This window comes from Streptomyces sp. NPDC086835 (assembly GCF_044745705.1).
Taxonomy (GTDB): domain Bacteria; phylum Actinomycetota; class Actinomycetes; order Streptomycetales; family Streptomycetaceae; genus Streptomyces.
Window position 1 is genome coordinate 1,002,364 of the sequence record NZ_JBIVAU010000001.1, and the last position, 10,940, is coordinate 1,013,303.

The 10,940-nt window shown below is 66.7% G+C and carries 10 protein-coding genes and 1 riboswitch; of the genes, 9 read left to right on the forward strand and 1 reads right to left on the reverse strand.

Annotation, left to right across the window (positions count from 1 at the left end; genetic code table 11):
* The first annotated feature begins 177 nt into the window (after positions 1-177).
* The 4 genes from coxB (at position 178) to ACIPJI_RS04665 (ending at position 4,652) form a co-directional block, all read left to right on the forward strand.
* Positions 178-1,149, forward strand: a complete 972-nt coding sequence (coxB, locus tag ACIPJI_RS04650) for a cytochrome c oxidase subunit II (RefSeq protein ID WP_356623155.1) — start codon at positions 178-180, stop codon at positions 1,147-1,149.
* Entirely contained in the window at positions 1,146-2,885 is a 1,740-nt protein-coding gene (gene ctaD, locus ACIPJI_RS04655; protein WP_307705956.1) for a cytochrome c oxidase subunit I, read from the forward strand. The genes coxB and ctaD overlap by 4 nt, the downstream gene beginning before the upstream one ends.
* Entirely contained in the window at positions 2,882-3,280 is a 399-nt protein-coding gene (locus tag ACIPJI_RS04660; protein ID WP_356623157.1) for a cytochrome c oxidase subunit 4, read from the forward strand. The genes ctaD and ACIPJI_RS04660 overlap by 4 nt, the downstream gene beginning before the upstream one ends.
* 118 nt (positions 3,281-3,398) lie before the next feature.
* Positions 3,399-4,652 carry an Ig-like domain-containing protein gene (locus tag ACIPJI_RS04665; RefSeq protein ID WP_356623159.1) on the forward strand — a complete coding sequence of 418 codons (1,254 nt, stop codon included), beginning with the start codon at positions 3,399-3,401 and terminating at the stop codon, positions 4,650-4,652.
* A 16-nt stretch (positions 4,653-4,668) separates the two neighbouring features.
* On the opposite strand, the gene ACIPJI_RS04670 is transcribed toward ACIPJI_RS04665, so the two are convergent.
* Positions 4,669-5,070 (reverse strand): hypothetical protein, encoded by a 402-nt coding sequence (locus tag ACIPJI_RS04670; protein ID WP_307705953.1) that lies wholly within the window; start codon positions 5,068-5,070, stop codon positions 4,669-4,671.
* A gap of 181 nt (positions 5,071-5,251) precedes the next feature.
* Between ACIPJI_RS04670 and ACIPJI_RS04675 the strand changes: the two genes are divergently transcribed.
* From ACIPJI_RS04675 to trpD, 5 genes are all read left to right on the forward strand, one after another.
* Positions 5,252-5,872 carry a heme-copper oxidase subunit III gene (locus tag ACIPJI_RS04675; protein ID WP_307705952.1) on the forward strand — a complete coding sequence of 207 codons (621 nt, stop codon included), beginning with the start codon at positions 5,252-5,254 and terminating at the stop codon, positions 5,870-5,872.
* Between the two features lie 93 nt (positions 5,873-5,965).
* Positions 5,966-6,775: a c-type cytochrome gene (locus ACIPJI_RS04680; protein ID WP_356623160.1), complete on the forward strand. Its 810-nt coding sequence runs from the start codon at positions 5,966-5,968 to the stop codon at positions 6,773-6,775.
* Positions 6,772-7,848 (forward strand): ubiquinol-cytochrome c reductase iron-sulfur subunit, encoded by a 1,077-nt coding sequence (locus tag ACIPJI_RS04685; RefSeq protein ID WP_307705950.1) that lies wholly within the window; start codon positions 6,772-6,774, stop codon positions 7,846-7,848. Before ACIPJI_RS04680 ends, ACIPJI_RS04685 begins: the two co-directional genes overlap by 4 nt.
* Positions 7,845-9,470, forward strand: a complete 1,626-nt coding sequence (locus ACIPJI_RS04690) for a cytochrome bc complex cytochrome b subunit (RefSeq protein WP_356623162.1) — start codon at positions 7,845-7,847, stop codon at positions 9,468-9,470. Before ACIPJI_RS04685 ends, ACIPJI_RS04690 begins: the two co-directional genes overlap by 4 nt.
* A 138-nt stretch (positions 9,471-9,608) precedes the next feature.
* The gene (trpD, locus tag ACIPJI_RS04695) at positions 9,609-10,673 is read left to right on the forward strand and encodes an anthranilate phosphoribosyltransferase (protein ID WP_307705948.1); all 1,065 of its coding nucleotides are present in this window, start codon (positions 9,609-9,611) and stop codon (positions 10,671-10,673) included.
* A 76-nt stretch (positions 10,674-10,749) separates the two neighbouring features.
* A riboswitch (SAM riboswitch) is annotated at positions 10,750-10,867 on the forward strand.
* The last annotated feature ends 73 nt before the right edge of the window (positions 10,868-10,940 follow it).

Below are 10,940 nucleotides of genomic sequence, written 5' to 3' on the forward strand. Positions count from 1 at the left end.
ACCCCTTCGGGGTGCCGGACGGCGCGTTGGGCACCCTCCCCGCGCGACCCCAAATAGCGTCCAGTAGGGTTTGGTCCGCATAAACATCCAAACCCCTGCCCGCGTCAGGGCCGGCGACCGACCAGCGAGACGGCCGCAGCCCGGCCGCGCGGGCCGAGACTCTCGGGAAGGCGCTACGTGAGTCCCAACGGCTCCGACCGCTCGTCGCGGCGCCCGATGCGGCGGAAGCTGCCGCAGGTGCTGACTGCGGGCCTGATCCTGGCTACCGCCTCCGGTTGCTCATACAACTGGGAGGATTTTCCACGCCTTGGAATGCCCACCCCCGTCACGGAGGAGGCGCCGCGGATCCTCTCCCTCTGGCAGGGCTCGTGGGCGGCTGCGCTCGCCACGGGCGTGCTGGTGTGGGGTCTGATCCTGTGGAGCGTGTTCTTCCACCGGCGCAGCCGCACCAAGGTGGAGATCCCTCCGCAGACCCGGTACAACATGCCCATAGAGGCGTTGTACACCGTGGTTCCGATCATCATCGTGTCGGTCTTCTTCTACTTCACCGCGCGTGACGAGTCGAAGCTCCTCGAGCTCTCCGACAAGCCCGCCCACACCATCAACGTGGTCGGCTACCAGTGGAGCTGGGGCTTCAACTACCTCGAGGACGTGGACGGGAACCCGGCCACCGGGGACGCGGCCGCGGACAAGGAACTGAACGCGATCCCGGACAAGTACACCAATGACTTCCCGGCGGGTGCGGAGGGCGTCTACGACGCCGGTATTCCCGGCACCCGGAACCCGCAGAACGGCAACCCTGGCCCCACGCTGTGGCTGCCCAAGGGGGAGAAGGTCCGGTTCGTCCTGACCTCGCGTGACGTCATCCACTCCTTCTGGGTGGTCCCCTTCCTCATGAAGCAGGACGTCATCCCCGGCCACACCAATGTCTTCGAGGTGACCCCCAACCGTGAGGGCACCTTCATGGGCAAGTGCGCCGAGCTCTGCGGCGTCGACCATTCGCGGATGCTCTTCAACGTCAAGGTCGTCTCCCCGGAGCGCTACCAGCAGCATCTGAAGGAGCTTGCCGAGAAGGGGCAGACCGGCTTCATCCCGTCTGGCATCGAGCAGACGGACCCGGCCAGGAATGCGGAGAAGAACCAACTGTGAGCATCCTCAACGAATCCCAGGGTGCCGCCGTGGCGGACGAAGACTCGTACGAGAACGAGCTGCCGGTACGGCGCAAGCAGCCCGGCAATGTCGTCGTGAAGTGGCTGACGACCACCGACCACAAGACGATCGGCACGCTCTACCTCGTCACCTCGTTCGTGTTCTTCTGCATCGGTGGCCTGATGGCGCTCTTCATGCGCGCCGAGCTGGCCCGGCCGGGCACGCAGATCATGTCGAACGAGCAGTTCAACCAGGCGTTCACGATGCACGGCACGATCATGCTGCTGATGTTCGCGACGCCGCTCTTCGCCGGTTTCGCGAACTGGATCATGCCGCTGCAGATCGGCGCTCCGGACGTGGCGTTCCCGCGTCTGAACATGTTCGCGTACTGGCTGTACCTCTTCGGTTCGCTGATCGCGGTGGCCGGCTTCCTCACCCCGCAGGGTGCGGCCGACTTCGGCTGGTTCGCCTACGCCCCGCTGTCGGACGCGGTCCGTTCGCCGGGTGTCGGCGCCGACATGTGGATCATGGGTCTGGCCTTCTCCGGCTTCGGCACGATCCTCGGCTCGGTCAACTTCATCACCACGATCATCTGCATGCGCGCTCCGGGCATGACGATGTTCCGGATGCCGATCTTCACCTGGAACGTGCTGCTGACCGGTGTGCTGGTCCTGCTCGCCTTCCCGGTCCTGGCGGCAGCGCTGTTCGCCCTGGAGGCGGACCGCAAGTTCGGCGCCCACATCTTCGACGCCTCCAACGGCGGCGCTCTGCTGTGGCAGCACCTCTTCTGGTTCTTCGGGCACCCCGAGGTGTACATCATCGCCCTGCCGTTCTTCGGCATCGTCTCGGAGATCATTCCGGTCTTCTCCCGTAAGCCGATGTTCGGTTACATCGGTCTCATCGGTGCGACGATCGCGATCGCCGGTCTGTCCGTGACGGTGTGGGCGCACCACATGTACGTCACAGGCGGCGTGCTTTTGCCGTTCTTCTCGTTCATGACGTTCCTCATCGCGGTACCGACCGGTGTGAAGTTCTTCAACTGGATCGGCACGATGTGGAAGGGGTCGTTGTCCTTCGAGACACCGATGCTGTGGACCATCGGCTTCCTGGTCACCTTCACCTTCGGTGGCCTGACCGGTGTCATCCTCGCGTCGCCGCCGCTGGACTTCCACGTCTCCGACTCGTACTTCGTCGTCGCGCACTTCCACTACGTCGTCTTCGGCACCGTGGTCTTCGCGATGTTCGCCGGATTCCACTACTGGTGGCCGAAGTTCACGGGCAAGATGCTGGACGAGCGGCTCGGCAAGATCACGTTCTGGACGCTGTTCATCGGCTTCCACGGCACGTTCCTGGTGCAGCACTGGCTGGGCGCCGAGGGCATGCCCCGCCGGTACGCGGACTACCTCGCGGCCGACGGCTTCACCGCCCTGAACACGATCTCGACGATCGCGTCGTTCCTGCTGGGCCTGTCGATGCTCCCCTTCATGTACAACGTCTGGAAGACGGCGAAGTACGGCAAGAAGATCGAGGTCGACGACCCGTGGGGCTACGGCCGCTCGCTCGAGTGGGCGACCTCCTGCCCGCCGCCGCGGCACAACTTCCTCACCCTGCCCCGCATCCGCAGTGAATCGCCTGCGTTCGACCTGCACCACCCGGAGATCGCGGCTCTCGACCAGCTCGAGGACGGCGGCCAGGGTGCCCCGGTCGCGGCCGTCGGCAAGGAGGAGAGCAAGTGAAGATCCAGGGCAAGATGTTCCTCTGGCTGAGCGTCTTCATCCTGGCCGTCGCCATCCTGTACGGCGTCTGGTCGAAGGAGCCTGCCGGTACCACCGCGCTCTTCCTGGCTTTCGGCCTGAGCGTCATGATCGGCTACTACCTGGCCTTCACGGCCCGGCGGGTGGACGCCATGGCCCAGGACGACAAGGAAGCCGACGTGGCCGACGAGGCCGGCGAGGTGGGGTTCTTCTCCCCGCACAGCTGGCAGCCGCTCGCGCTGGGCATCGGCGGCGCGCTCGCCTTCCTCGGCGTGGCGCTCGGCTGGTGGCTGCTGTACTTCTCCCTGCCGGTGATCCTGGTCGGTCTCTTCGGCTGGGTGTTCGAGTACTACCGCGGTGAGAGCCAGAACCAGTAACAACACCTGAGACACACGGGACGGGCCCGGCTCACCTCACTCCAGTGAGGTGATCCGGGCCCACTCGTTCGGAGTCATCCGGCGCGCCGCGGCTGACGAACCTTCATACCGTGTGCTCATGAACCACACGCCTCGTATCCGTGCCGTCAGCTGCATCGCGCTGGTCGTCTCCCTCGGTGTGGTCGCGACCGCGTGCGGCGAACCGGACAAGCACCCCCTGTCCGCCGCGCCGTACGACGCGGCGCGGCAGGTGAGTTTCAACGCCGGGTCAGACTCGAAGGTGGACCCCGACAAGCCCCTGGAAGTCACGTCCAAGGGCGACGGCGGCCGGATCACGGACGTCACCGTCATGGACGAAGCGGGCCACTACCTCGCCGGTGAACTCGCCGCGGACGGCGTCCGCTGGCGCTCCACGGCCCCGCTCGCCGCCGGCGCGAAGTACACCGTCCGGGTCTCCACGGAGGACGACGAGGGTGCTCCAGGGCTGCGCACGATGCTCTTCGAGACGGCGCCCGCCAAGCGGTTCCTCACCGCCGAGTTCGGCCCCAAGGCCGGCACGTACGGCGTGGGGCAGCCCATCACGGCCAAGCTCAGCCTCGCCGTCGGCGACGGCAAGGGCAGGGCGGTCGTCGAACGCGCCCTGAAGGTCAGCTCGAAGCCCGCGGTCGAGGGCTCCTGGCACTGGGTCGACGACAAGACCCTGCACTACCGCCCGAGGGAGTACTGGCCCGCCGGTGCCACGGTGAACGCCACCAGCAACCTCCAGGGCGTCAAGGTCGCGGGCAAGCTCTACGGAGGCCGCTCCAAGCCACTGAAGATCACCATAGGCGACCGCCTCGAAGCCGTCACCGACGCCGGGTCGCACACCATGACGGTGATGCGGAACGGAGAAGTGATCAAGACCATGCCGGTCACCACCGGCAAGCCCGGCTTCGACACGCGCAACGGCATAAAGGTCGTGCTGGGCAAGGAGTACTTCGTACGGATGCGCAGCACCAGCATCGGCATCGCCGAGGGCAGTTCCGAGTCCTACGACCTGCCCGTCTACTACGCGACCCGCGTGACCTGGAGCGGCGAATACGTCCACGCGGCGCCCTGGTCGCTCGGTTCACAGGGCTCGGCGAACGTCAGTCACGGCTGCACCGGGATGTCCATGGAGAACGCCGAATGGTTCTACAAGACCGTTCGGGAGGGTGACATCGTCAAGGTCGTCAACAGCTACGGCGACATGATGGACACGTTCGGTAACGGCTTCGGTGACTGGAACCTGTCCTGGGACAAGTGGCGCAAGGGCAGCGCCCTGATCGCGGGCTCCGACGCGGCGGAAGGCAACGTCACCGAGGTGTCCGCCCGCCTGCGCCCCCGGGTCTGACCGGCCCCTCCCGTGGTCAGGCCTCGATGGAGAGCCGGCTGCGCAGCAGGGCCGCCAGTGAGGCGGCGAACTCCACCGGGTCCACCGGCAGCGTCACCGCGGCCTCCGCACGGCTCCAGGTGGCCAGCCAGGCGTCCTGCGGGCGGCCGATCAGCAGCAGCACCGGCGGGCAGTCGAAGATCTCGTCCTTGATCTGCCGGCACACGCCCATCCCGCCCGCCGGGACCGTCTCGCCGTCCAGGACGCAGACGTCGATCCCGCCCTCGTCAAGGGCCTTGAGGACGGCGGGCAGGGTCGCGCACTCCACGAACCGCACCGGCGGAACGTCGGGGGCGGGCCTGCGTCCCGCCGCCAGCCTGACCTGCTCGCGGGTGTTGGAGTCGTCGCTGTAGACCAGGACCGTGGCGCTCGACTGCATGGTTCCTCCGCACTCGTTCGATCAGGCTGTTGCGCCGGATGCTACTCCGTCCCACTGCCTGTCAACACCGGTTCGGACACGCCTTCGATGGGCCGTTCGGCTCCCCCGGAAGGCCCCGCGGGGAGTGGGAACACTCCGAACGGCACCCCCCGGAGTGAGGGCGGGATAAGCGACCGACATAATGTCGGTCGTGGCGACAGCAACGACAGTAGAAACCGGGCACGCGCACCCGTCGGTCAATCGACCGAACCTCACCAGCGTCGGAACCATCATCTGGCTGAGTTCCGAGCTGATGTTCTTCGCGGCCCTCTTCGCGATGTACTTCACCCTGCGATCGGTGACGGGTGCCGACTTCTGGGCAGAGAAAGCCGATGCGCTGAACTTCCCGTTCTCGGCGACCAACACCACGATCCTGGTGCTCTCCTCACTCACCTGCCAGCTCGGCGTGTTCGCCGCTGAGCGGGGCGACGTGAAGAAGCTCCGCACCTGGTTCGTGATCACATTCGTGATGGGTGCCATCTTCATCGGCGGTCAGGTCTTCGAGTACACCGAGCTGGTCAAGCACGAGGGGCTCTCCCTCTCGTCCGACCCGTACGGCTCGGTGTTCTACCTGACCACCGGTTTCCACGGCCTGCACGTGACGGGCGGTCTCATCGCCTTCCTGCTGGTCCTTGGAAGGACCTACGCGGCCAGGAGATTCACCCATGAGCAGGCAACCGCCGCCATCGTCGTGTCCTACTACTGGCACTTCGTCGATGTCGTCTGGATCGGCCTCTTCGCCACGATCTACATGATCAAGTAATCGGCGCGGGCGGTTCGTCCCCGAGCGGACACCGCCTGAAGCAGACACAGTCCAGAAGCACCGACGCAGAAGATCCTGACACCGGGGTAATCCGTGAAAAAGCTCTCCGCACGACGACGCCATCCGCTGGCGGCGGTCGTCGTCCTACTCCTCGCGCTGGCGGCCACTGGGGGGCTGTACGCCGCGTTCGCACCCGCGGACAAGGCGCAGGCCGACACAACCGCCCAGTCCCTCGCCATCAAGGAGGGGCAGAAGCTCTACACCGTCGGCTGCGCAAGCTGCCACGGAACCGGCGGTCAGGGCACCTCAGACGGCCCGTCCCTGGTGGGTGTCGGCTCCGCCTCCGTCGACTTCCAGGTCGGCACGGGGCGCATGCCCGCCCAGCAGCCCGGCGCGCAGGTGCCGAAGAAGAGGAACATCTACACGCAGGCCGAGATCGACCAGCTCGCGGCCTACGTCGCCTCCCTGGGCGCAGGTCCGATCACGCCGACCGAGAAGCAGTACAGCCCGGAAGGTGCGGACATCGCCAAGGGTGGCGAGCTGTTCCGCAACAACTGCGCCCAGTGCCACAACTTCACCGGTGAGGGCGGCGCGCTGACCGAGGGCAAGTACGCCCCGAGTCTGGACGGCGTCAGCCCCAAGCACCTCTACGAGGCCATGCAGACCGGCCCGCAGAACATGCCCTCCTTCCCCGACACGACGATGCCCGAGCAGCAGAAGCGGGACATCATCGCGTACGTCAAGGCCGTGAACGGCGAGGAGACGCCGACCCCCGGCGGATTCGCGCTCGGTGGCCTGGGTCCGGTTGCCGAGGGTCTGTTCGGCTGGATCTTCGGTCTCGGTTCGCTGATCGCTGTTGCCATCTGGGTCGCGGCCCACACCGCTAAGGCCAAGAAGTCATGAGTAGCCAAGACATTCCAGAAGAGAACCTGCCTGCAGAGCAGGGCGCCGCGCACGACGCGGCCCACGGTGGCACCACCGCCGTAGCACAGCGCCACGACGATCCGTTCGCCGATCCGGGACTGCCGGCCCACAAGCCGCGTATCCAGGACATCGACGAGAGGGCCGCCAAGCGCTCCGAGCGCGCCGTTGCCTTCATGTTCACGCTGTCGATGCTGGCCACGATCGGCTTCATCGCCGCGTTCGTGATCTTCCCGGTCGACAAGATCGTCTACATCTGGCCGTTCGGGCACATCAGTGCGCTGAACTTCTCGCTGGGTGTGACGCTGGGCCTGGCGCTCTTCTGCATCGGCGCGGGCGCCGTCCACTGGGCGCGCACCCTGATGTCCGACGTGGAGGTCGCCGACGACCGGCACCCGATCGAGGCCGAGCCCGAGGTCAAGGCCAAGGTTCTGGCCGACTTCGCGGACGGTGCCCGGGAGTCCGTGATCGGACGGCGCAAGCTGATCCGCAACACCATGTTCGGCGCGCTGGCCATGGTGCCGCTCTCCGGTGTGGTCCTGCTGCGCGAGCTCGGCCCGCTGCCCGAGGACAAGCTCCGCAAGACGCTGTGGGCCAAGGGCAAGCAGCTCATCAACATGAACACCAACGAGCCGCTGCGTCCCGAGGACGTCGCGGTGGGTTCGCTGACCTTCGTCATGCCCGAGGGGCTGAAGGAGAGCGACCACAACTTCAACACCGAGATCGCCAAGGCGGCCGTGATGATCGTCCGGCTTCAGCCGGAGGACATCAAGGACAAGCGTGAGCTCGAGTGGTCCCACGAGGGCATCGTGGCCTATTCGAAGATCTGTACGCACGTCGGTTGCCCGATCAGCCTGTACGAGCAGCAGACGCACCACGTCCTCTGCCCGTGCCACCAGTCCACCTTCGACCTCTCCGACGGCGCCCGCGTCATCTTCGGTCCGGCCGGTCACCCGCTTCCGCAGCTGCGGATCGGTGTGAACGCCGAGGGCAACCTCGAGGCGCTCGGCGACTTCGAAGAGCCCGTCGGTCCTGCCTTCTGGGAGCGCGGATGAGCACTGCAACGGATACGAAGAAGAAGGCGCCCGCCGGCGAGCGGGTGGCCGACTGGGCGGACGGCAGGCTCGGGATCTACTCGTTGGCCAAGGCCAACATGCGCAAGATCTTCCCGGACCACTGGTCCTTCATGCTCGGTGAGATCGCGCTCTACAGCTTCATCATCATCATCCTCACGGGTGTGTACCTGACGCTGTTCTTCCACCCGAGCATGAACGAGATCGAGTACCACGGCTCGTACGTGCCGATGCAGGGCATCCGGATGACCGAGGCGTACGCCTCGACCCTGGACATCAGCTTCGACGTCCGCGGTGGTCTGCTGATCCGGCAGATCCACCACTGGGCCGCGCTGATCTTCCTCGCCGCGATGTTCGTGCACATGATGCGCGTGTTCTTCACGGGCGCGTTCCGCAAGCCGCGTGAGATCAACTGGCTGTTCGGCTTCCTGCTGTTCGTCCTCGGCATGTTCACCGGTTTCACCGGTTACTCGCTCCCGGACGACCTGCTCTCCGGCACCGGTGTCCGCTTCACGCAGGGCGCGATCCTGGCGACGCCGATCGTCGGCACCTACCTGTCGATGTTCCTGTTCGGTGGCGAGTTCCCCGGTCACGACATGGTGGCGAGGTTCTACTCGATCCACATCCTGCTGCTGCCGGGCATCATGCTCGGGCTCGTGGTGGCGCACCTGATCCTGGTCTTCTACCACAAGCACACCCAGTTCGCGGGCCCCGGCCGTACGAACAAGAACGTCGTCGGCATGCCGCTGCTGCCGGTCTACATGGCCAAGGCCGGAGGCTTCTTCTTCCTGGTCTTCGGTGTCATCGCGCTGATCGCCGGCATGTTCACGATCAACCCGGTGTGGGCCCTCGGTCCGTACCGTCCGGACCATGTGTCCACCGGCGCCCAGCCCGACTGGTACATGGGCTTCGCCGAGGGCCTCGTCCGAGTGATGCCCGGCTGGGAGATCAACCTGTGGGGCCACACCCTGGTCCTCGGTGTGTTCATCCCGCTGGTCCTCTTCGGGCTCGTCCTCGCGGTGCTCGCGGTCTACCCGTTCATCGAGTCGTGGATCACCGGCGACAAGCGCGAGCACCACATCCTGGACCGCCCGCGCAACGCTCCGACGCGTACCGCGCTGGGCGTGGCCTGGGTGACCGGTTACGTGATCATGCTGCTGGGTGGCGGAAACGACATCTTCGCGACGCACTTCAACCTGTCGATCAACGCGATCACCTGGTTCGTACGCATCACGTACTTCGTCGGACCGGTCCTCGCGTTCATCATCACCAAGCGGATCTGCCTGGGTCTGCAGCGGCGCGACAAGGACAAGGTGCTGCACGGACGTGAGTCCGGCATCATCAAGCGCCTGCCGCACGGTGAGTTCGTCGAGGTGCACGAGCCGCTGGCACAGGGCGACCTGTACAAGCTCACCGCGCACGAGCAGTACAAGCCCGCGGAGATCGGCCCGACCGTCGACGAGAACGGCGTCCGCCGCAAGGTGAAGCTCAGCGAGAAGCTGCGCGCCAGGCTCAGCAAGAGCTACTACGGCGAGCACAACCAGATCGACAAGCCCACCGCGGACGAGTACAAGGAGATCACGAGCGGCCACGGCCACCACTGATCGCCTGACGGACACGTCCGGCAGACACGTCGCCACAGCGAAGGGCCCCGTCCACTCGATGGACGGGGCCCTTCGCCGTGCCCGGTGCTGGATAGGGTGGGATCCACCCCTGTCGGCTTGTGGACCCTGGAGCGGACCATGAACGTTGTGACCCCAGTAGGCGGCGACAGCGTGGCGGCCCACTCCTGGCCGAGCGTGCTGAACGCCCTCCTCGAGAACCGCGACCAGAGCGCGGACGCGACGGCGTGGGCCATGGACCGGATCCTCAGCGGTGAGGCCACCGACGCGCAGATCGCCGGCTTCGCGGTCGCCCTGCGCGCGAAGGGCGAGACGGTGGAGGAGATCACCGGTCTGGTGCGGACGATGTACCGCCACGCCAATCTGATCGAGGTGCCGGGGGGGTGTGTCGACATCGTCGGCACCGGCGGCGACGGCGCCAAGACCGTCAACATCTCCACCATGTCCGCGATCGTCGTCGCCGGTACGGGCGCGAAGGTGGTCAAGCACGGCAACCGCGCCGCCTCCTCGGCGAGCGGCGCCTCGGACGTCCTGGAGAAGCTCGGCGTCAATCTGGAGCTGACCCCGCAGCGGGTGGCCGAGGTCGCGGCCGAGGCGGGCATCACCTTCTGCTTCGCCGTGAAGTTCCACCCGGCGCTGCGGCACGTCGCCATGGCGCGCAAGGAACTGGGCATCCGGACGGTCTTCAACTTCCTCGGCCCGCTCACCAACCCGGCGAAGGTGACCGCGCAGGCGACCGGCGTCGCCGACGCCCGGATGGCGCCGATCATGGCCGGGGTGCTGGCCGAACGCGGCTCGTCCGCACTGGTCTTCCGCGGCGACGACGGCCTCGACGAACTGACGACCACTTCCACCTCCCATGTCTGGGTGGTGCGGGACGGCGCCGTGCGCGAGGAGACCTTCGATCCGCGGGACATCGGCATCGAGCTGGTCCCGGTCGAGGCGCTGCGGGGCGCGGACGCGTCGTACAACGCCGACGTGGCGCGCCGGCTGCTGGGCGGTGAGACGGGGCCCGTACGGGACGCCGTGCTGCTCAACTCGGCAGCGGCGCTCGCGGCCCTGGAGCCGACCGACGGCACGCTGAACGAGCAGCTGGCGGCCGGTGTGGCACGGGCGGCCCGGTCGATCGACTCCGGAGCGGCGAGGGCCGCGCTGGAGCGCTGGGTCAAGGCCAGCAACGCGTAACACGATCCCAGGGCGCGGTCCGGATGGTGGACCGCGCCCTTGCGTCCGCCGCGACGTGTGGCAGGATGCTGGCCAAGGTCATGAGTGACAGCGATTACGGCCCCGGCCCGCTGTCCGGCAACCCTCCGTCCGTGGCGGGGTGCCCCGGGTGAAGACCAGGCCGCAGGCAGCGAGGTCTGTGGCAAGCGCGGACCCCCGCGGCGTCATCGACCGCCGCGTCCCTGGGGTCCTGGTCCTCAAGGGAGCAGTCTCGTGAGCAAGCGAATG

What these genes read in the sequence shown, in the direction of transcription:
- ACIPJI_RS04665 (WP_356623159.1), top strand. Translation starts at nt 3,399, where the DNA reads ATGAACCACACGCCTCGTATCCGTGCCGTCAGCTGCATCGCGCTGGTC.
- ACIPJI_RS04670 (WP_307705953.1), bottom strand. Translation starts at nt 5,070, where the DNA reads ATGCAGTCGAGCGCCACGGTCCTGGTCTACAGCGACGACTCCAACACC.
- ACIPJI_RS04675 (WP_307705952.1), top strand. Translation starts at nt 5,252, where the DNA reads ATGTCGGTCGTGGCGACAGCAACGACAGTAGAAACCGGGCACGCGCAC.
- ACIPJI_RS04685 (WP_307705950.1), top strand. Translation starts at nt 6,772, where the DNA reads ATGAGTAGCCAAGACATTCCAGAAGAGAACCTGCCTGCAGAGCAGGGC.
- ACIPJI_RS04690 (WP_356623162.1), top strand. Translation starts at nt 7,845, where the DNA reads ATGAGCACTGCAACGGATACGAAGAAGAAGGCGCCCGCCGGCGAGCGG.
- trpD (WP_307705948.1), top strand. Translation starts at nt 9,609, where the DNA reads ATGAACGTTGTGACCCCAGTAGGCGGCGACAGCGTGGCGGCCCACTCC.